Here is a 19186-nt window from a genome sequence, read left to right as displayed (position 1 = left end):
CCTGGGTCCGGGGCTGCCACCATGGGAGGGCGTGCTGGCCAATCCGGGTGAGACTGCGAAAGTCACGAACCGAGCAGAAGCTCCCCGACCGAGGACTCTTCGAATGAGCGAGTATCCGCCGCTCGGGCGAACAGATCGGAGTCTCCGGCGCCGACGGGGCAGCTTCCGAGGCCCATCGCGGTGGCGGCGAGTTGCATTGTCGCGAAGAGTACACCGGCGTTCTTCAGCGTGAGGGCATAGGCGATGCCCTCGTATTTCCAGCTGAGTCGGCGAAAGTCCGCTGCCAGGATCACCAGCACGGGCGGGGGAGCCGTCAGCGCCGCCGCCCAACCGCCCTCCGCGAGTAGCCGATCCACGTCCGGCGTGCGTGAGGCGACGCGGCTCAGCCCGTGTTCGACGGGGTCGTACCGGTAGAGCCCTGCGTCAAGTCCGTGGCAGTTGTCGATCGCGAGGTAGGCAGTGAATTCGTACATGCCGCCGGCCGACGGATGTGGCCGGGATGTCGTCGGATACGCGTGAGGATCGTCGGTGGTACCTCGCTGGCCGCGCACCCGCATCGTCCGATAGAGGAATTCGCTCAGACTGCCGAGGGTGAGTGGTCCCAGGTCTCGTCTGGACGCGCGTTCCTCCATCACCCGGGCGAACGGAGGATCCGTGCTCATCAGAACAGACAGGTCGGGGCGTTCGAGTGTGATGAGGGCAGGTTCGTCTGGGTCGACGTTCGCCGGAAGAGGGTGCGCCACGGCAGGAGGCGCAGACCGCAGCTCGGCAAACGGATACGTACCTCCGCGTGGCTCGTCCGGCCTGTTCGTCCGCGTTCGGGCGTGCAGGAGCAGGTCCTGAAACTCCCATTGCGACAGGGTGGCATCGCGGTCTTCATCGAGTAGCCCGTCGTCGCCCACTCCGGCAAGGAGTCCGGCCTGCAGTAGGGCGGAGAGCACAAGGTCGACCTCGCCACTGACGCTGACGCTGACCGGCACTGTGAACGCAGCGAGCGTCGCGGCAGAGCACGTGGACAGCTCCGCCCGCATCGTTGCGCGCGGTGACTCCAGGATCATCCTGCTGCCCCCACGGTGCAGCACCGCAAAGCGGGATAGCTGCACGCGACCGGCCGGGGGCGAGGCGGGAGGCGCGAGCATGAAATTCGGCGCCTCGGGTGATGTCGGTATGAGATCCGCAAGCAGTGCGCCATCAGCCGTCTGAAGGCGATAGCAAATGAGGCTACGGTCGCGGGCGTACGTTGCCCACAGCATCCATCGCGCCAATCCCGACGGCCCCCCTGCAGCGGCCAGCTCGTCGAGCTCGTCGGGTGACGCCGGGCCGGCGAGCAGACGATCGACAGGTGCCCGCTCCGGTGTGCCGACGTGAGGCAGCGGAAGTGCGCCCCAGCGGGCGGCCAACATCTCCGATTCCCTCCCGTCCGCGCGCTGCGCCGTCGTGCGAATGACTTCGGTGCGCACGGCGATCAGCAGGAGGGCGCTCATAGGAACATCGGGATCGGGTTCAGATCGGCTTCGGCGATGGGGGCGTCGAGCCAGCCGAGCTTCACCGGCACGTCGTACAGGCGCCCAGGGGCCAGACGTGACCAGAATGGCCGGATCCCGGGCACGACGACCCGAACGACCGGCAGACCGATGTCGGGGCGGGTCTGGTCGAGCACGTGCATCGCCAGACCGGCTCGCTCGAGTCGCTCACGGCAGGTGAGCACGCTTGCAGCGAGATCGTCGCCAGCCATACTCGAGTGATCATCCAGGCGCCAGAGCGGCGCGAGCGGATCGGGAAGCAGGTAGGGCTGGTTCGCCACGGTCGCCGTGGTCATCCAGGTTTCCATGTCCCTGTCCAAGCCGGCATCGGCGCCGGCCGGATCGTCGCCGGTCGTCGCCATCTGATTGAGTTCGGTGAGCGCACGCAGCACCGCGAGACGAGGGTCGAGATGCGCCCCGAATGCCATGAGTATCCGCTCGGTGGGATGGTCGATCCGGCGTGAGATCGCCGCGATCGTCGGTATCCCCAGATCCGAGGTCAGATCCAGAGCCCACACCTCACGTCCGCGCGCGGTGTAGTTCGCGATCAGTTCATCAACCCACGGGTCGTGCATTCCCTGGAGGTCCACTCCGGGTCTCCGTAGTCGGTTGTACCACCACAGCGCTACCGAGTCGCGCTCGATCAACTCGAGAGTCCCTTGCAAAATCGCTTCGGTCAGCGTGTTGCCGGCCGCGCAGCCGTTCGAATCGGCGAATACACCTGAATGCGGCTCACGGGCGCCACGGAAATAGAGGTACCCCGTCGGCAGCAGGACCTCTCGCTCCTCGGTCAGCGACCAGAGCGGCGTCCAATCGGTCACAGTGTTCTCGTCGAAGTGCGCCGGAATGAAATTGAACCAGGAGTCCTGAGCGTTCAGTCGTTCAGCATCGTCCAATTGGGCGTCGCTGAAGAGCATGCACGCGTTCGGGTGAATGGCCGAATCGCCGAGACTCCTGAGCGATCCCCTGATCCGCAATTCTTCTCCCGTACTCATCCCGGAGTAGCGCTCGAGGGCCTCGCTCAGCGCACCGACCCTCGCCTGCTCAGCGGTCGTACCCTTGCCGGCGGTGGCCGCCCGCAGACTCCGCTTCAGTTGCATCAAGTTCTTCGCCGGCAGGCCGAGATTCGTACCCGAATACCAGACGTGCATGTCTGGATCCGGCGTCGGCAGCGGTTCGAGGGTGCTGGCGGCGCCCGTGATCGGGCTGACGTGGTGTCGATATCGACGGAACGTCTCGATCGCCTGAACAGTTCGGAAGCCGCCCGTGTCACTGTCGTGCGGTAGATCCGCTGCTGGCCGGATCGGAACGGCGCGGATTGGCGTCGGATCGCCGCAGGCTGGGCACTGCGGTCGACGGACCACGACGTGCTTCTGCATGTGCCAGTCGACGATATCGAGCTCGGTCAGTACGGCCGAGTCAGGCGGAGCACCATCCACCGCGGGCGTGGACAGCCCGCCGAGAATCTTCACGATCTCGAGTGCCGCAACCCGCCCGACCAGTTGGGCTGCTGCGGGGGTCGTGACGATCGGCATCACGATCGGATCGGCATCCGGAAGGGCTGCGAGGAACGTCTGGACGCGTCGGTGCGAGCGCCGGCGCGCCATCAGACACTCCCAGCACGGCCCATCGCCTGGCCGGAACAGCGGTCCGAGCCACAGCCGCCGAGCGCCGGGCCAGACCAGCAGCCACGGAACACCCGCCGCCAGGGCAGCGCGATTCACGTCGGCGAGCTCTGTGTCCATGTAATCGTCGGCGAACACCAGAAGAAGGTCCGGCTGCCCGGACGCGATCGTCGAGACTCCACCCGCGGCCCCGACCGCGGCCCCGGCCGTCAGCAGACCCGCGCGCGCGGCGTCGACGATCGCCGGGTCCACCCCCGTCGTGGCGAAGAGCTGCACCGTCCGCCGCACTCCTCGGGCGGCCGTGGCCGGGTCAGCGCCGAGTTCGAGCCACCAGGCTTGCTCGGACAGTTCGTCGTCGGAGGCTGTGTGCACGATGTACCCGCGGCGACGCATCCCCTCGATCACGAAGTAGACCTGGGCTGCCGGGAGCGCGTCGCTCAGAGCATCCACCAGGTCGTCGGACGTGCGTCGTCCGTCAATCAGCGGGGCGACGTACTCGTATGCGGCGCCCCGCAACAGTGCCGCAGTCTCACCTCGAAGTGCGTAGACCCCCTCGCCGGGGACGACTCGAAGCACGGCGCGCGGATCGAGGATCCATGCTTCGTCGGTGCTCGCGTCGGTACTCGTGTCGGTGCTTCTGCCTGCGGATACGAATCGCCGGCCTTCCGTCGGACCTGCTTCGCTGGTGATGCTCATCCGTGCTCGTTTCTTTCCAGGAGGTCTTGTGGTGGGCAGGTCAGGTCAGCTGGCGGCGCGCTTGCGACGCGAACGCACCGTCCAGCGCCATCAGTTCCTCGTATGTGCCGGCTTCGACGACCCGGCCCTGTTCGAGGTAGTAGATCCGGTCGGCGTCGATCACCGTGCTCAACCGGTGGGCGATGAGAATGCGAGTCGCCGAGACCGCTGCAAGACTCTGCGCCACGATCGCCTGCGTCGCGTTGTCGAGTGCGCTCGTCGCCTCGTCGAACAGGAGAATCCGTGGGTTGCCGGCCATGGCACGGGCAATCAGCAGGCGCTGACGCTGACCGCCGGAGAGCGTCGATCCGCCCTCGCTGATCGCGGTGTGCATCCCCATCGGCATGTCGCGGATGTCGTCGGCCAGGCCAGCGCTCGCAGCCGCGCGCCAGGCGTCGTCGATGGTGAGATCGACCGCCGAGCCGACGATATTTGTGAGGATGCTGCCCGGCAGCAGTTCAACTGATTGAAGCACGACACCCAATTGCCGTCGAACGGAACGAACGTCGAGACCGGAGAGATCCTGGTCGTCGAAGAAGACAGCGCCGCTCTCCGGCTCCTCGAAGCCGAGAAGCAACCGGCCGAGCGTCGACTTGCCTGAGCCGGACGGCCCGACGAGGGCGATCGAACCGCCAGCCGGAATGCGGATTGAGATGTCGTCCAAGACCAGCGGGCCGTCCGACTGATACCGGAACGACACGCCGCTGAATTCGACGGCGCCCGTGAGGGCGCCCGGATCGGCCTTCGCCACGTCCTCTTCGGGGGTTTCCGTCAGGATCGGGCTCAACCGCTGCAGGCCCGGAACTGCCCGCACCACGAGGTTGAGCGAATTCGCCATGACGACCACAGCCACGGCGACCTGTGCATACGCGGCGTTGGCAGCCAGGAACGCGGCGGACGACAGGGTCGGCTGCTGGTTCAGCCCGACCACGGCGAATAGCACGATCGCAGAGACGACCGGGAAGGCGGCGGTGACGACGGCGACGAAATTCTCCATGCTGCGCACGGAATTCCAGCGGCTGCGTTTGCCCGTGAAGAGCTCGGCCCACCGCTGGAACGCCTTCTCCTGAACTCCAGCCACCCGCAGCTTGCTGATGCCGCTGACAAATTCGAGAAGCATGCCGTTCATCTGGCCGGAGTACTCCTCGACCGCCTGCATGCGGCGTAGTTGGACACGTCCAGCCAGCAGGATCGTTCCGACCATAGCCACGAGCAGGATGCTCGCCGCAATACCGAGTTGCACGCTGTAGAACCAGATCAGCGCGAAGCTGAAGATGGAGAACACGCCACCGAGCACCGACGTGACGGCCGACCCACTGATCAGTTGCACCATCGATTCGCTCGACAACACGCGATGGGCGAGTTCGCCGGCGCTGTAACGCCGGAAGAACGACGTCGGAAGAGACAACAAGCGCCCCCAGATCGCCGGACCCAGATAACGATCGAGGCGACCTTGCACGCGGAGAACGGCGATTGAGGTCGTCAGCTGGAAAAGCGCGCCGGCTACAGCGGCGACAAGCAGAGCGACGGTGAGTTGCGCGAGTTCCGGTCGATTGGCCTCGGGTATGACGCTGCCGACGATCTGGCCGGTCACGAGCGGGACCGCCAGCGCGAGCAGTGCGGATGCGCAGCTGAGGGCGATCAGCCTGACCAGGTCGGCGCGGGCCTCCGTGAGCCCCGCTGCCAGCAGGGACCTGATGCTCAACGGCCCGTCCGGCAGTGGCCGATAGACCGCGACGGCTCCGGGTTCGATGCGTGCAGCAAGCACGGCATCGATGGGCCGACGTGTGGCCGACGCCGTGTCGATAAGTTGATAGCGGTTCGTGCCGACGGGGATGAGCGCAATCGGGTGATGCCCATCGACGAGGAAGCCGAGCATAGGTCCGCAGTCCTGCCGCCACCAGTCGCCGTCGAGGGTCAGGCCGCGGGTACGCAATCCGGCCGCACGAGCGAGGTTCATCAACGGGTCCTCATTGCCGGTGCCCCGCGCCGGCGTCACGGCCGACACCCCTTGGGCGCGTGCGACGACGCGGAACGCCCCTGTCAAGGCTGATTCGCCTTCCTTGGCTCGTTCTGGAGCGTCGTCGTCCGATTCAAGAAGCGAGCCGAGGGTCGAAAGGCTCTCGGCGAGTGCGCCCCGGTGGCTGTTTCGTTGCGCTCGAACCCGCGCGAGATCGTCGAGGTCGATCCGCTCCCGCTGAGCCGTGATGGCCCCGGCCAGCAGTGACTCTGCGCTCCGGGGCTTCTCATTCGGCGCGACTGTGTCGGATTCGGCCGCCGCGGACTCGCCGACGGACTCGGCCAGCTTCTCAAACCAGAGGCGTCGTGTGTGCTCGGCATCGTCGGAGTCGATCGGCGCGATCTGAACGGCAGAACCCGGTCCTCCGACAGCGAGCAGTCGGACACCCCCGATCGCCGACTCGCCGAAACCGAACAGGAGGGCGCCTTCGCTCGCCGTCAGCAGATGCAGCCGGGCCACATCCGGTGCTCCGGGTGCCGCGACCGCGAAGACTTCGACGACGCCGCTGGCCACGCGCCATGCGGTTGCGGCACCGACCAGGGGGAGCGGCCGGTCCGCGCCGAGGCGCAGAAGCTCGCGGGATTCGTGTCCGGTCATGTGCGCACGCTGCTGTCTGCGGCGAACAGTCGGCTGTATGGTCCGCCTCCGTCGATCATCTGCTCGTGCGTGCCGCGTTCGACGATGTGGCCGCGGTCCATGACTACGATCTCGTCGCAATCCCGGATGGTGCTCAGCCGGTGCGCAATGATCAGTGTGGTGCAGCCCCGCCGCCTGATGTTGCGGTCGATGAGTTCCTCGGTGCGGGGGTCCAGTGCGCTGGTCGCCTCGTCGAGGATGAGTATTCTCGGGTCTGCGACCAGCGCGCGGGCGATCTCGAGGCGCTGCGCTTCACCGCCGCTGAAGTTTGATCCGCTCTCGCGGACTCCGGTGAGGTAGCCGTCCGGGCGCTGGGCGATCTGGTCGTGGATGCCTGCATCGTGCGCGGCTTGGACCATCCGCTGCTCCGCGACGGTGTCGTCCCAGAGGGTGAGGTTGTCGCGCACGGTTCCGCTGAAGAGGGTGATGTTCTGGTCGACGAGTGCCACGGAGGCAGTGACGGTGTCGCGCGGCCACTCGTCGCGCGGCTTCCCGTCGAAGTGGATGTCGCCTGACCACGGTCGGTAGAGACCTGCGACCAGTCGGGCGATTGTGGACTTTCCGCTGCCCGATCCGCCGACGATGGCAACGCGGCTGCCCGGCCGCACCCTCAGACTCACGTTGGTGAGCAACGGCGGTTCCAGCAGGCTGTATCCGAACGTGACATCGCGGAGCTCCAGCTGACCGACCAAGCGTGCAGGACCGGATGCGCTGTGAGCTTCGTGGACAGGGTCCGCCAGATCATCCACCGGGTTTGCCAGCACGTCGTTGAGCCGCTCAAGATCGCCACTGATCTCTTGGAGAGATCCACCCAGTTGCACGAATCGACCGATCGGCTCAGACGACCGCGACATCAGCATCTGGAAGGCGATGAGCGTGCCGAGACTCATCGCGCCGTTGACGACACTCAACCCGCCCCAGCCGAGGATGGCAACCGTCGTGAGCGCGGCGAGCAGTGGCGGGATCACGAAGAGCGGCAGCGATGCCGCACCGAGCTGCTGCGTGCCGCGCACCGTCTTGGCATGCAGTCCGGCGATGCGGGTGAAGAGGTCCGACTCGCGACCGGCCGCTTTGACCGATTCGATCGTCTTCATGCCGCTCATCGCGCTACCCAGAAGCGCTCCGCGATCCTGGAGCACTCGCAGGTTGCCCTCTCGACGCCGGCGCCCGACCGACCGGAGGACGAGGACGTTGATGACGGCCGCTGCGAGCCCGACAAAGGTTAGTGCACTGTTGTAGCCGAACATGACGATGAAGTAGAAGATCACGACAACGGAGTCGATCAGTGCCGCTGCGACCTCGCTGGACAGCAGCACGGCCAGACGGTCGTTGCGTGGAACCCTCCCGGCGAGTTCGCCGCCCGAGCGCTGTGAATAGAAGCTGATCGGCAGCCGCAGAATATGCCAGAGGAAGACGCCAGAACTGTGCAGGGAGAGCTTCGTCTCGAGACGGAGCAGATAACGTGCCCGAAGTGCGGTGAGCGCGACGATCGCGGCTGCTGCGCCGATCAGAAGCCCCAGTATCGACCAGATCGCGCCTGGCTGGTCTGCGACCAGCACCTGGTCGACGAACGCCTTGGTCAGGACAGCTGCCGCGAGTCCCGGAATCACGAGGCCGAGGCCCGCCAAAACGGCGAAGAACAGTCCGCCGAGCGAATGCCTCAACCGACGCGCGAGGTCTGTCAGCACGGCGGGAGGCGATCCTTCGCGGCGGAAGTCGTCTCCCGGCTCGATGTGCAGGACGACACCCGTGAACGACCGATCGAACTCCTCATCCGTCACGGTCCGTGAACCGTGGCCCGGATCGTTAAGGAACCATCGCCCGGCTGCATAGCCCTCCACCACCAGAAAATGGTTGAAGTTCCAGAACACGATCACAGGCAGTGGGCCGGACCGAAGCTCCTCGATGTCCTGACGGAAGCCCTTTGCGTTCATGCCGTAGGTGCGAGCCGCTTTGAGAATGTTGCTCGCCTTCACGCCATCGCGGGACACTCCGCTTGCCCGACGAAGTTCATCCAGAGGCACCCAGCGACCGTAGTAGGCAAGGACCATCCGCAACGAGGCGGCGCCGCACTCTGCCGCTTCCATCTGGAGGACCGTCGGCGTACGTACTCGCCGCTTCTTCGGCGCCATGGGTGCTGCTGTGTTCGCAGGAGTCGTGCCACCCGCACTCATTGGGGTGCCCGTTGGGACGGGAACAGAAGCGTGATCGGATGCTGCACGGCGGTGATCACTGACGCATTGACCAGAGTGCCGGCAGCCAGCGGATCGGGTGGGCCCATTCCCGAGGTCCAAGCGAAGCCGGACGGTGTCGATGACGAACCCGTCAGCTTCACCTCCACCTGGACGACGGGGCCAGCTGCGATCACGATCGAAGTGATGTCGGGATTGTTCAGCAAAGCGTTGACTCCGGTTCGAGTGACCGGGAAGCTGCCGACCTTCTCGACCGTGCCGAGAAGCAGACCGTATTGCTCGGATGGAACGGTTGTCACGGAGAGCTGGACTGGCATGCCCTTCTTGATGGGTTGGCGGCCATCGACCGGGACGTAGACGAAGGCATGCAATTTCTGGTCATCCGGTTGGATCGTTGCGATCGGCGCGCCGGCCTTCAACTGATCGCTTGGATAGGCGAGCATCTCCTCGATTCGGCCGCTGTTCACAGCGGGGATTGTGATTTCTTTTCCCGCGTCCGTGTTCAGGGTCGCCAGCCGTTGACCCTTCGTCACCTCATCGCCCGAGGAGACGAAGACAGCGGTGACCTGCCCGGTCTTGGGTGTCACACTATTGAAGGTGCCGTACTGGGTGAGGAGCACCCCAGGTCCCGGAAAGGTGGTTTGCACCGTGCCGAGCAGTGTCCACGCCACGAAAACGACGAGGACGAGTCCGACCGCGCCGAGCGCGATCCAGCTGCGGGGTCGAGTGACTCTGACCAGCGTGTCCAGCTGCTCCGGGCTTGAGAGGTGAGCCATGGCGTTCGCGCGGAACTGCGGTGCTGCCACAACTCACCCCCTGTCCGATGAATATGATCCTTGAATCCGACGACCGACGGGTTACGGCTTGAATGCGCCCTCACCCGCGCTGTCGCACCCGTAGCTCACGCACGGAAAGCCGCCCGCGACAGAGTCGAGTTCCTCGTCGGAAAGTTCCGACGGGCGCGCTGGCAGCAGAACGTGCATGACGGTGTCGCTGTCCTCGACGACCTCGACCTGCTTGCCGTCCGGTACATGGAAGCCGTTGGCGGCCAAGGTAGCGGTCGGATTTGCGAGCAGCTCCGCGTGGAAGGCCGCGTCGCCCCAGCTGCGTGCCACGATTGCGGCGAAGGCCTTGTTCTGTGCGTTTTGCTCTGCCATGTTGCACTCCTACTTGAATGGGCGAGAAGGCCGGATGCCGTCTCATTGATACCACTATCTATGAGTCAATGCGCCGTCACAATAGACCTAGGTCCACACACGCCCACGGAGTTCGCTCCGTCTAAACCCCGAAATCGCGGGGCAAATCGGGGCGTGTCGATCACGTAACGCGCTGCTCTAGCGCGAACGCGTCACGTGAGCGTCGCGTGTCATTCCTCGTCCGACCAGGCGAAGCAGCTGCACGTGAAGACAAATATCCCGCCGGAAACCGCGTCCAATTGCTCGTCCGACAGCTCCGTCGGCCGTTGCGGCAGCGACATGTGGACAACCGTGTCGCTGTCTTCTTCTACCATCACGACGCTCTTGCCCGCCGGCACGTGGAATCCGTTGGCGTTCAATGTCGCGGTCGGATCGGCGAGCAGCTTCGAGCGGAAATCCGGGTCTTCCCAACTGCGCGCGACGATCGCGGCGAACGCCTTGTTCTGTGTGTCTTGTCCTGGCATATCTAGCTCCTGCCTGGTGGTCGAGAAGGCCGGTTGCCTCCTCGTATTTCCCACTATTCGCCGGCCGATTCCTGGCCACAATGGACCTAGGTCTATGCGGGCACGAGAATCGGCGCCGGGCTTGCCCCCCATAAGAGGAGTGGAGCCGACCGGATGCTCACCCCCCGTCGGCGCAAAGCGCCTACACGCCGAAGCTGCTCAATGCCCAATCTGTGGAATGCCCAATCTGTGGAATGCCCAATCTGTGGATTGCTCAGTCTGTGGAATGCTGATTCTGTGCGCACCCCGATCGCCGCTGGTGCCAACACCGCGGCCCCCGCCGCCCTCAGCCGGCGCCTGTTGCCTGCCGTGCTGGTCTCCGCATCTGCGGTTCTCCTCTTTGGGGTGCAGATTGCGGTGGCCGGCTACGCGGTGCTCGTGCTGGCGCTGCTGCTGGCCTGGTTTATCGATCGGTCGCTCTTTCGCGATCTGCTGCTGATCGCCGTGGGCCTCGGGATCATCAGCACAATCTCACTCAAAGCCAACATCGACTACCCCAACATGGTGCTCTTCGGAGCGGTGCTCTCCGCCGCCGTCGCGGTGCCATTCGTGATTCACCGACGCATTTACCGCGAACGCGTGATTCGCTTTCCGTGGCGGGGAACGTGGCCGTGGAAGCGCGCCCAGTGGATCTACATCGGCGTCATCGTAGTGGCCGCGATCGTGTTGCTGCCGTTCTACTTCATCAGCTCCGGTGCCTATCAGAACTGGCCAGTTGTGCATGAACCCGACGCCATCGCGCGGCTCTTCGTCGGCGTGAATGCGGTGGGTATCTGGGACGAACTGTTCTTCGTCTGCATCGTCTTCACGCTGCTGTGTCGTCACTTCCCAGTGTGGCTGGCGAACCTGTTGCAGGCAACCATCTTCGTGTCGTTTCTCTGGGAGCTCGGTTACCAGAGCTGGGGCCCGCTGCTGACGATCCCGTTCGCCCTCGTGCAGGGCGCGATTTTTCGCATGACCCGTTCGCTCAGCTACGTGGTGACCGTGCACCTGCTCTTCGACCTCGTCGTCTTCCTCGTCATTGTTTACGCCCACAATCCGGGCTGGTTCGGCGGCTAGGCGCGCGAGCCGGGCCGAAATCGTCCGCGAATTTCATGATGCGGGTCGACTATGCGCCGGCCGCGTCGTCTTGCGCCTGCTGCGCGGTGAGCGTCTCGACGGCGTGCTGACGCAACCCGGCGCGGGTGGGAACCAACCCGAACCGCAAGGGTGACTCTGCGCTGTAACCGACCCGCAGCTTGCGCGCCCACATGATGAACAGGATCGCGCCGATCCCTGTCGCCAGTGCGACAAGGCCACCGAACAAGATCGTCCAGCGCGGCCCCCACGCCTCACCGATCCAGCCGATGATCGGGGCGCCGATCGGGGTCGTGCCCATGAAGATCGCCATGTAAAGGGCCATCACCCGCCCGCGCATGGCCGGTTCGACGGTCATCTGCACGGTCGCGTTCGCGGCGGTCAACAACGTCAGCGCGCTGAGCCCTACCGGTATCAAGGCGATCGCGAACGCCCAGTAGGTCGGCATCAGGGCGGCGACTGAAGCGACGACCCCGAAGACGAGCGTCGACCCGAGCACCAACCTGGTTCCCGGATGCTCGCGGCGCGCCGCCAGCAGCGCCCCCGCAAGCGACCCCACGGCCATGATCGAGCCGAGCAGGCCGTATTCTGCGGCGTCCTTGTGGAAGACCAGACGCGCGATGATTGCTGTCGTCATCTGGAAATTCATGCCGAACGCCCCGACCAGCCCAACCACGACCAACAGCAGGATGATGTCCGACCGCTTGCGCACGTAGCGCATGCCGGCGCGCATCGCGCCCTTGCCCCGCTTGGGGGCTGGGGTGGTTGCGAGGTCGGCCTCACGCATCCGGGTCAGAGAGAAGACGACGGCCGCGAACGTTGCTGCGTTGATCACGAAAACCCAGCCGATGCCAACGCCGGCGATGAGCAGGCCGGCCAAGGCGGGACCGATCAAACGCGCCGTGTTGAACGATGCGCTGTTGAGTCCGACCGCGTTCGGCAGATCTTTCAGCGGAACCATCTCGGTGACGAACGTTTGCCGTGCGGGCGAATCGATCGCTGCTACCACGCCGGAGAGCAGGGCGAGCAGGTAGATCTGCCACAATTGCGCGTGGCCGCTGAGCACGAGCACTCCCATGGCGAGGCCGATGGCCCCGGCGGAAGTCTGGGTGATCATCAGCACGATCCGCTTGTTGTAGCGGTCGGAGATCACCCCCGCCAACGGCGCGAGCACGAGGATCGGGCCGAATTGCAGCCCGGTTGTGATGCCGAGCGCGATCGACGAGTTGGCGGTGAGCACGGTGAGCACAAGCCAGTCCTGGGCGACGCGCTGCATCCAGGTGCCGGTGTTGGAGACGATCGCGCCCATCGCCCAGACCCGGTAGTTGAAGAAGCGAAGCGATCGGAACGTGTACTTCACTGTTTTGCTCGGATCGGTGTAACTCGGATCATTGTGCGGAATTCACCTTCGCCATGATGCGAGCCGCCTCCGCGAGAACGGCTCGTTCCTCAGGCGTCAACTTCGCCAACCGACGGGAGAGCCACGCACTTCGACGGTGGCGGGTCTCGTTCACCAGGGCAGCCCCGGATTGGCTCAGTTCGATCAGGACCTGGCGGCCGTCGGACGGATCATCGGTCTTGGTGACATACCCCTTCGCTGCGAGGTTCGTCAGGGTGCGAGTCATCGCGGGAGGGCTGATCTGCTCATGATCGGCCAATCGGCGCGGCGTCATCGAGCCGTGGCGAGCGAGGGCAGCGAGTGCAGAGTTTTCGGCGATCGTGATCGCCTGATCGCCTCGCTCTTGACGGATGCGCCGGGCCAGTTGCAGCACGGCTGTGCGCAGGTCGACGGATAAGCCGCCGGGCGTGTGACCTGTCGCCCGCGCGTCCGCAGTGGTGAGTTGGGGAGTCGGCATGGGTCCAGTTTAAACCCATTTCAGTCAAGTCGTTAACAACGCTAATTAGCGATGTGTAAGACTTCGCGCTGCGCGGGCGCCGGAGCGGATCGCGATCCAGCCGATCCACAGTGTCACGGCGCCGAGGATCAGCCAGCTCCACGCGGCCGATCCGGTCGGCTGCGTCAGCCACAGCCAGTGGATTCCGTAGGTCGCGGGTGCCGCCGCGGTGAACGTGAACGACCAGTAGCCGATTCCGAACGGCACCCGAGCATAGCTGCGCACCAGGAAGACTTGACTGAGCAGCAGGAACAGCATCAGTCCGAGCAGGGTCTGCTGAATCCAGTCGATGTGCTCGCCGTTGATGGCGAACCACGCAATGCCCGCCACGCTCGGCGGCACCGAGAAGATGGCGAGTGTGGGGATCAATCCGGCGGGCAGCCTAGCCATCGCGACCAGCCGGGCGAGAACGACTGCGGCCAGCACCGCCCAGAAGAAGATCCCGATGCAGAAGGCGATGAGGGCGAAGGTGCGCGCGCCGACCTGGGCCAGCCCGATGGCGCCGATGAGCCCGCCAGCGAGAATCGTCAGAAAGTTTCCCGGGTGAAACACGTGTGCGTCCACGGAGCCGGTCATCCACTCGGCCAGCAACCAGGCGCTGAGAACCCCGATTGCGATGACGCCGACACCGACGAGGATGCCGGCACCGAGCGGCCAGAGCTGCGCCATGGCGCCGCCGAGCAAGATGGCGACGACGGGCGCGAGCGAGCCGAACGGACCGAGAAACGGATGCCGCAGGTCGGCCAATAGGGAACCGCCGGCGCGCATACCGCACCAGGCATATGTGCCCAGAACACTGAGCCACGCGAACGCGGCGATTGCCCAAAGCGCGAGGCCGATGCCGGATGGCACGCCGAGAGCAGGAGTTGCAAGCGTCCAGGTGCCCGCGATGCCGCTCAGGCCGAACGGAATAGCGAAATAGTTGAGTGGCAGCCTGCTGCCGGCCCGCCCTATCGTGGCAGAGCCGCGATGGTCTGGGTTGCGACCGTCTTGTTCATGCCCCCAGGCTATGCCCACACGCGTGCGTGCGGGGCGACCGGTGCTGCGCGGGGCGACACACTACATTGGAAGTCTGCCGCTCTCTGGCTTCGTCGGCGGTGCGCAGGAGCGCTGAATGACTCCGGCTACGCGCAGAGGAGGAAACCGAAAATGAGCTTCCTGATCGTGGCAGTGGTCGGGCTGCTGGCCGTCGCCGCTGCCGCAGCCTTCGCTCCGCGCATGCGCATCGCGGCGCCACTGATCTTGGTGGTCGTCGGTATCGGGGTCAGCTTTCTGCCCTTCATTCCGGCGGTCGAGGTCGATCCGGAATGGATCCTCGCGGGTGTGCTTCCGCCGCTCTTGTACTCCGCATCGGTGTCGATGCCGACGATGAATTTCCGTCGTGAGTTCACAGCGATCGGCGGCCTTTCTGTCGCGCTCGTCGTGCTCTCCTCGCTCGTGATCGGCGTGTTTTTCGCCTGGATGATCCCTGGGCTCGGTTTCTGGTGGGGAATTGCGCTCGGCGCGATCGTCAGCCCGACGGATGCCGTCGCCACTTCGATCGTGAAGAAGGTCGGCGTTTCCGGCCGCGTCGTCTCTGTGCTTGAGGGCGAGAGCCTGCTCAATGACGCAACCGCTCTCGTTCTATTGCGCACGGCGATCGCAGGCACGGCCGCCGCGGTGTCGTTCTGGGGCGTGCTCGGCACCTTCGCGTACGCGGTGGCCGTTGCGGTGGTGTTCGGCTTCATCGTCGGCCACGTCAATCTGTGGGTGCGTTCGAAGGTCACCGATTCGACGGTCAATACGGTGATCTCCTTCACGGTGCCGTTCCTGGCCTCGATCCCTGCCGAGTTGCTCGGCGCATCCGGTCTGGTTGCCGCAGTGGTCGCCGGTCTCATCACCGGGCACGGCGCGGCGCGCCGACTGTCGCCTCAACACCGGTTGTCGGACAGCCAGAACTGGCACGTCATCGAGTTGGTACTCGAGGGTGCTGTCTTTCTGATCATGGGGCTCGAACTGTTCGGCATCGTCGTCGATGTGCAGGAGGCACACAGCGGCCTCGGGCTCGCCCTTGCTGTCGCAGCAGCCGCCCTCTTGCTGATTCTGCTCGTGCGAGCCGCGTACGTGAGCCCGCTCCTTGTCGGACTTCGCCGTCGCGCACGTAGAGCCGAACGGGTCAAACCCAGGCTGGATGTCATGCAGCAGAGGCTCGAGGGCGGCAAATCGGCTTTCACCGCGCCGCTACCTGGCCGCCCGACGCCCAATCCTGAACGCATCGAGCGGGTCAAGAGCCGCACGCGCCGCACGATTGCCGACATCGAGTTTCTGTTGGCGGCTCCGCTCGGGTGGCGAGACGGCGGCATCCTGGTCTGGGCGGGGATGCGCGGTGCGGTCACGGTTGCTGCGGCGCAAACGCTGCCCGCCGAGACGCCGAACCGGTCCCTTCTAGTCTTGATCGCGTTCATCGTTGCAGCGGGGTCGCTCCTGCTGCAGGGCGGCACGCTCCGTGCGTTCGTCGCCTGGATCAGACCAGTACCGGTGAGGGACGACCTGAACAATGAGGAGCGGCGGCGCATTCTCACGCTGCTGGCCGAAATCGACCACGATGTGAGGGCCGAGGCTGGCGACATGTCGGAGGACGAGGCTCACGCGGCAGCAAAGAAACTGGACCTGGCCGTGATCGCAGCGCAGCGTACCGCGCTGCTTGACGCCCGCGACGACGGCGCGTTCACGGCGGAGACTCTGAACGGGGCATTGGTCAATCTCGATGCCGATCAGATCAGCATAGAACTCAAGGGTGCGCCGCCGGAGCTGTGAGCGCTTGTGCTCTGTAAACGCGTGTGCGTCGCGCCACTTCGTCCGCCGTGCGCCAGTTCAACCGGCGCACGTCACCGGAAGTGGCGCACAGGGCCGCCGGGCCGCACCAGAAACGCAGGGCGAGGTGCAGTCGAGCCGCCGCAGCGGCCCTGCCACTCAGAGTTCGACGCAGTCCGACCGGCATGTGCTGTCGGCGGATGCCGGCCCTGGCCTCGGCGCCGGGCGGTGCAACACCGCGCGAGACGGCGTGATCTGCAGGGCACCGTCGCTTGCGTCACCGGAGGCGTGGGCTTCGCCATCGACGATCAGCGAGTATCCGCCGTCCACGGCTGGCGGCCAAACCAGTGAGATGTTCGGATTCTGGCCTGCGTTGGTTCGTGAATGCGCGCTGGTGCCGGGGATCATGACGGCGGAGTCGCCGATGACCGGGTTCACCGCGGACGTATGAATCTGAGCGTTGTCACCGACCGTGATCAGATAGGCGAATCCGTAGCCTGCAGCCGTGTCGGCCAGCGATTCCATGTCGATTGTCTTGCCCATACTTCGAGGCTACGTCTCCGAGTGCTGCGGCGTCCAGCTATCCACTCCTACCGGCTGGCCGGAGGCCGCCAGCGCGAGCCGGTCGAGAAAGTGGTGCCAGCCGACGGCATGGCCGGCGGCGCGCTGCTCGGGCAGGTCGGTGTGCAGCAGATCTACTCGCGTTCCCGAAGCGATCGCGGTGAGCGCGAAGGTGACCCGCGAGCATCCGGGGGGCAAGTCGTCGCTGCCGGCGATGCCCCAGCTGACGGTCACCCGGTGCGGCGGCTCGACCTCGAGATACCGGCCGCGGATCGGGTAGCCGGCGATGTCGACTTCGAACCGGCCGTCCGGCTGCGCGTCGAGAACGGCGCGTTCGCCCATCCAGGTCAGCATGCCGTCTGGCGTGACGAGGTACGCGAAGACGGTCTCCGGAGTCGCATCGATGTCGATCGACGTTCGGAATTCAGCCACGGTGTTTCTCCTCCGGCGGCTCCTGAAGTTGGTCGCGCACCGATTCCAACGCGTGCGCTTCGACCGCCGACTTCAAGGCCACGAGTTGCGTCGGCCAGAAGTCGTCGAGGTAGTGTCGCACGGCAGCAAGGCCGTCACTGCGAACAACGAACAAGTGGCGCGTGCCGGCGCGTTCCTCGCTGACCAGCCCGGCGCTGCGCAAGACACGCAGGTGGTGCGAAACGGTTTGTTGCGACTGGGCGACCTGGGTCGCGATCTCGCCGACGGCCCGCGGATGCTGACGCACGGCGCGCAAGATCGCGCGCCGGTTGGTGTCCGCCAACGCTCGCAGTGCCGCGTCGACGGCCGCGTCGACCGCAGCGTCGTGGTCGAGTTCTCGTTCCTTCGGGTGGCTCGGAGTCATCGGGCGGTGCCTTTTCGGTGAGTTGGTCTGCGGTTCGGGCAAATACAAACATTCACTTGTACAAGAGAATGCTTGTGTTTTATTCTATCGTCGAGCAGTCGACAGACAACCCGCAGTGCAGGGCGGCGAACAAGTCCTCAGTGCAGAGCAGCAGAAAAGAACAGAAAGGCAGTGCGGCCATGGATTCAATACGCGCAAAAGCTATTGCAACGGCGTACATCGACACCGTCGGCAGAGGAGACCTTGCGCCCCTCGATGAGTTGCTGGCAGACGATCTCGTGGCGTCGGTCGGCGGCAACGTGTCGACCAAACAGGAGTGGATCGCGGCGCTGGGGCGCTTGCTGCCTGCGCTCGTGCGCAACGACATCCGGCATGCCTATGCCGACGGCGACAATGCCTGCGTCGTTTATGACTTCGTGACCAATACGCCAGCCGGCGCCGTCGTGTGCGTCGAGGATCTCGAAATCGACGCCGAAGGGCGCATCCGCAGAATCGAGTTGGTCTTCGACAAGGTCGCGTTCGCGCCCGTCAATGCGGCGCTGCAAGAACGCGCGGCGCGCGTGCCCTGAGCCTGTCGCACCGGACCCGAGCCGGAATACTTCGAGAGACCGGGCCGACGGGCGCGGAAGCAGGGGTCGCGCGGTTTGCGCGGATCTGTCACGATGGCGTTCATGGTTGAGGATGTGCGCAGTGCGGCGGATGCGGGGAGCGCGGTGAGCGCAGTCGTCGCGATCGACGCCCAGAGCTTCGAGCGCGCTGACCAGTGGGAAGCGTGGTTGGTTGCACACCACGCGGACTCCGACGGCGTGTGGCTGAAAATCGGCAAAAAGGGGTCGAAAAAGGTCGCGATCACGATCCGTGAAGCAGCCGATCTGGCATTGTGCTACGGCTGGATCGACAGCATCCGCCGAGGGTTAGATAATGATTACTTCCTGCAGAGGTACTCGCCTCGACGGCCACGCGGCGCGTGGTCGCGCGTGAATGTGGAGCGCGTCGAACAGCTGAGCGCCGAAGGCCGCATGCGCGAGCCCGGTCTCGCAGAAGTCGCCGCTGCCCAGGCCGACGGACGATGGGATGCCGCGTATGCGTCCCAGAGCGCCGCCATCGTTCCCGGAGACGTGACTGCTGCGCTCGCGGCAAACACGCGAGCGCGAGAACGGTTCGAACGGCTCAGCAAGACGGATAGATACCTTGCAATGCTGCCGGTGCTGAAGGCGCGAACTCCGTCGGGCCGTCAGGCGCGCATTGACCGACTGGTCGGTGAGCTGGCCGCCGGCACCTGGAGAGGGTCGCCATCAGCGGCGGGGGCGGAGTCATGAAGCTGAAGCTCGACCTGCATGAGATCTACAACAACGGCGCCGAGATCGACCGGGCACTTCGGGCGATCATCGACGAGGCCATCCAGAAGAAGGCCCCCCTTGTTGAGATCATCCCGGGCAAAGGATCCGGCGCGCTGAAGAAGCGCGTGCTGCGGTTCCTCGATCAGAAAGAGATCAAGGCGCTGTATCACCGGGTCGAAAAGGACTCGGACAACTTCGGCCGCGTGTTCGTGCACTTCCGCTGGAAGTAGCGTCGACGCGGTGCACGGCTGCCCC

18 protein-coding genes are annotated in these 19186 nt (G+C 65.2%); 5 read left to right on the top strand and 13 right to left on the bottom strand.

The window, feature by feature from the left end; translation table 11 throughout:
* Positions 1–62: 62 nt before the first annotated feature.
* The 7 genes from QU604_RS21090 to QU604_RS21060 form a co-directional block, all read right to left on the bottom strand.
* The gene (locus QU604_RS21090) at positions 63–1484 is read right to left on the bottom strand and encodes a SagB family peptide dehydrogenase (RefSeq protein WP_308466565.1); all 1422 of its coding nucleotides are present in this window, start codon (positions 1482–1484) and stop codon (positions 63–65) included.
* Positions 1481–3844 (bottom strand): TOMM precursor leader peptide-binding protein, encoded by a 2364-nt coding sequence (locus tag QU604_RS21085; RefSeq protein WP_308466564.1) that lies wholly within the window; start codon positions 3842–3844, stop codon positions 1481–1483. The genes QU604_RS21090 and QU604_RS21085 overlap by 4 nt, the downstream gene beginning before the upstream one ends.
* 40 nt (positions 3845–3884) lie before the next feature.
* On the bottom strand, positions 3885–6500 hold the full coding sequence (locus QU604_RS21080) for an NHLP bacteriocin export ABC transporter permease/ATPase subunit (protein WP_308466563.1): 2616 nt from the start codon (positions 6498–6500) through the stop codon (positions 3885–3887).
* Positions 6497–8671: an NHLP family bacteriocin export ABC transporter peptidase/permease/ATPase subunit gene (locus QU604_RS21075; protein ID WP_308466562.1), complete on the bottom strand. Its 2175-nt coding sequence runs from the start codon at positions 8669–8671 to the stop codon at positions 6497–6499. Before QU604_RS21075 ends, QU604_RS21080 begins: the two co-directional genes overlap by 4 nt.
* A gap of 38 nt (positions 8672–8709) precedes the next feature.
* The gene (locus tag QU604_RS21070; protein ID WP_308466561.1) at positions 8710–9537 is read right to left on the bottom strand and encodes a biotin/lipoyl-containing protein; all 828 of its coding nucleotides are present in this window, start codon (positions 9535–9537) and stop codon (positions 8710–8712) included.
* 51 nt (positions 9538–9588) lie between these two features.
* Positions 9589–9888 (bottom strand): NHLP leader peptide family RiPP precursor, encoded by a 300-nt coding sequence (locus QU604_RS21065; protein WP_308466560.1) that lies wholly within the window; start codon positions 9886–9888, stop codon positions 9589–9591.
* A 209-nt stretch (positions 9889–10097) separates the two neighbouring features.
* Positions 10098–10391: an NHLP leader peptide family RiPP precursor gene (locus tag QU604_RS21060; RefSeq protein WP_308466559.1), complete on the bottom strand. Its 294-nt coding sequence runs from the start codon at positions 10389–10391 to the stop codon at positions 10098–10100.
* A 276-nt stretch (positions 10392–10667) separates the two neighbouring features.
* Here QU604_RS21060 and QU604_RS21055 point away from each other — a divergent pair, with 276 nt between their 5' ends.
* Positions 10668–11489: a CPBP family glutamic-type intramembrane protease gene (locus QU604_RS21055; RefSeq protein WP_308466558.1), complete on the top strand. Its 822-nt coding sequence runs from the start codon at positions 10668–10670 to the stop codon at positions 11487–11489.
* Between the two features lie 49 nt (positions 11490–11538).
* On the opposite strand, the gene QU604_RS21050 is transcribed toward QU604_RS21055, so the two are convergent.
* Genes QU604_RS21050 through QU604_RS21040 form a run of 3 tightly spaced genes read right to left on the bottom strand, consistent with a single transcriptional unit; the run spans position 11539 to position 14419 of the window.
* The gene (locus QU604_RS21050; protein ID WP_308466557.1) at positions 11539–12867 is read right to left on the bottom strand and encodes an MFS transporter; all 1329 of its coding nucleotides are present in this window, start codon (positions 12865–12867) and stop codon (positions 11539–11541) included.
* A gap of 28 nt (positions 12868–12895) precedes the next feature.
* A complete protein-coding gene (locus QU604_RS21045) occupies positions 12896–13363 on the bottom strand; it encodes a MarR family winged helix-turn-helix transcriptional regulator (RefSeq protein ID WP_308466556.1) in 468 nt (155 codons plus the stop codon).
* A gap of 45 nt (positions 13364–13408) precedes the next feature.
* Positions 13409–14419 carry an SLAC1 family transporter gene (locus tag QU604_RS21040; protein WP_308466555.1) on the bottom strand — a complete coding sequence of 337 codons (1011 nt, stop codon included), beginning with the start codon at positions 14417–14419 and terminating at the stop codon, positions 13409–13411.
* 132 nt (positions 14420–14551) lie between these two features.
* Between QU604_RS21040 and QU604_RS21035 the strand changes: the two genes are divergently transcribed.
* Positions 14552–16198, top strand: a complete 1647-nt coding sequence (locus QU604_RS21035) for a cation:proton antiporter (RefSeq protein ID WP_308466554.1) — start codon at positions 14552–14554, stop codon at positions 16196–16198.
* Between the two features lie 156 nt (positions 16199–16354).
* Here QU604_RS21035 and QU604_RS21030 read toward each other — a convergent pair whose 3' ends face one another.
* Genes QU604_RS21030 through QU604_RS21020 form a run of 3 tightly spaced genes read right to left on the bottom strand, consistent with a single transcriptional unit; the run spans position 16355 to position 17591 of the window.
* Positions 16355–16738 carry a hypothetical protein gene (locus QU604_RS21030; RefSeq protein WP_308466553.1) on the bottom strand — a complete coding sequence of 128 codons (384 nt, stop codon included), beginning with the start codon at positions 16736–16738 and terminating at the stop codon, positions 16355–16357.
* Positions 16739–16747: 9 nt separating this feature from the next.
* Positions 16748–17188 carry an SRPBCC family protein gene (locus QU604_RS21025; protein WP_308466552.1) on the bottom strand — a complete coding sequence of 147 codons (441 nt, stop codon included), beginning with the start codon at positions 17186–17188 and terminating at the stop codon, positions 16748–16750.
* Positions 17181–17591, bottom strand: a complete 411-nt coding sequence (locus QU604_RS21020) for an ArsR/SmtB family transcription factor (protein WP_308466551.1) — start codon at positions 17589–17591, stop codon at positions 17181–17183. The genes QU604_RS21025 and QU604_RS21020 overlap by 8 nt, the downstream gene beginning before the upstream one ends.
* Positions 17592–17770: 179 nt before the next feature.
* On the opposite strand from QU604_RS21020, the gene QU604_RS21015 reads away from it, so the two are divergent.
* From QU604_RS21015 to QU604_RS21005, 3 genes are all read left to right on the top strand, one after another.
* Positions 17771–18160: a nuclear transport factor 2 family protein gene (locus QU604_RS21015; protein WP_308466550.1), complete on the top strand. Its 390-nt coding sequence runs from the start codon at positions 17771–17773 to the stop codon at positions 18158–18160.
* A gap of 102 nt (positions 18161–18262) precedes the next feature.
* A complete protein-coding gene (locus QU604_RS21010; protein WP_308466549.1) occupies positions 18263–18910 on the top strand; it encodes a YdeI/OmpD-associated family protein in 648 nt (215 codons plus the stop codon).
* Entirely contained in the window at positions 18907–19161 is a 255-nt protein-coding gene (locus QU604_RS21005) for a Smr/MutS family protein (protein ID WP_308466548.1), read from the top strand. The genes QU604_RS21010 and QU604_RS21005 overlap by 4 nt, the downstream gene beginning before the upstream one ends.
* Positions 19162–19186: the final 25 nt, after the last annotated feature.

This window comes from Rathayibacter sp. SW19 (assembly GCF_030866825.1).
Taxonomy (GTDB): Bacteria; Actinomycetota; Actinomycetes; order Actinomycetales; family Microbacteriaceae; genus Rathayibacter_A; species Rathayibacter_A soli.
This window is presented reverse-complemented; position numbering and strand designations above follow the sequence as displayed.

Excerpts from the sequence above, each read along its gene's own strand:
- QU604_RS21075 (WP_308466562.1), bottom strand. The coding sequence starts at position 8,671 with ATGGCGCCGAAGAAGCGGCGAGTACGTACGCCGACGGTCCTCCAGATG.
- QU604_RS21085 (WP_308466564.1), bottom strand. The coding sequence starts at position 3,844 with ATGAGCATCACCAGCGAAGCAGGTCCGACGGAAGGCCGGCGATTCGTA.
- QU604_RS21045 (WP_308466556.1), bottom strand. The coding sequence starts at position 13,363 with ATGCCGACTCCCCAACTCACCACTGCGGACGCGCGGGCGACAGGTCAC.
- QU604_RS21090 (WP_308466565.1), bottom strand. The coding sequence starts at position 1,484 with ATGAGCGCCCTCCTGCTGATCGCCGTGCGCACCGAAGTCATTCGCACG.
- QU604_RS21035 (WP_308466554.1), top strand. The coding sequence starts at position 14,552 with ATGAGCTTCCTGATCGTGGCAGTGGTCGGGCTGCTGGCCGTCGCCGCT.
- QU604_RS21010 (WP_308466549.1), top strand. The coding sequence starts at position 18,263 with ATGGTTGAGGATGTGCGCAGTGCGGCGGATGCGGGGAGCGCGGTGAGC.
- QU604_RS21015 (WP_308466550.1), top strand. The coding sequence starts at position 17,771 with ATGGATTCAATACGCGCAAAAGCTATTGCAACGGCGTACATCGACACC.
- QU604_RS21065 (WP_308466560.1), bottom strand. The coding sequence starts at position 9,888 with ATGGCAGAGCAAAACGCACAGAACAAGGCCTTCGCCGCAATCGTGGCA.
- QU604_RS21005 (WP_308466548.1), top strand. The coding sequence starts at position 18,907 with ATGAAGCTGAAGCTCGACCTGCATGAGATCTACAACAACGGCGCCGAG.
- QU604_RS21030 (WP_308466553.1), bottom strand. The coding sequence starts at position 16,738 with ATGGGCAAGACAATCGACATGGAATCGCTGGCCGACACGGCTGCAGGC.
- QU604_RS21020 (WP_308466551.1), bottom strand. The coding sequence starts at position 17,591 with ATGACTCCGAGCCACCCGAAGGAACGAGAACTCGACCACGACGCTGCG.
- QU604_RS21080 (WP_308466563.1), bottom strand. The coding sequence starts at position 6,500 with ATGACCGGACACGAATCCCGCGAGCTTCTGCGCCTCGGCGCGGACCGG.
- QU604_RS21060 (WP_308466559.1), bottom strand. The coding sequence starts at position 10,391 with ATGCCAGGACAAGACACACAGAACAAGGCGTTCGCCGCGATCGTCGCG.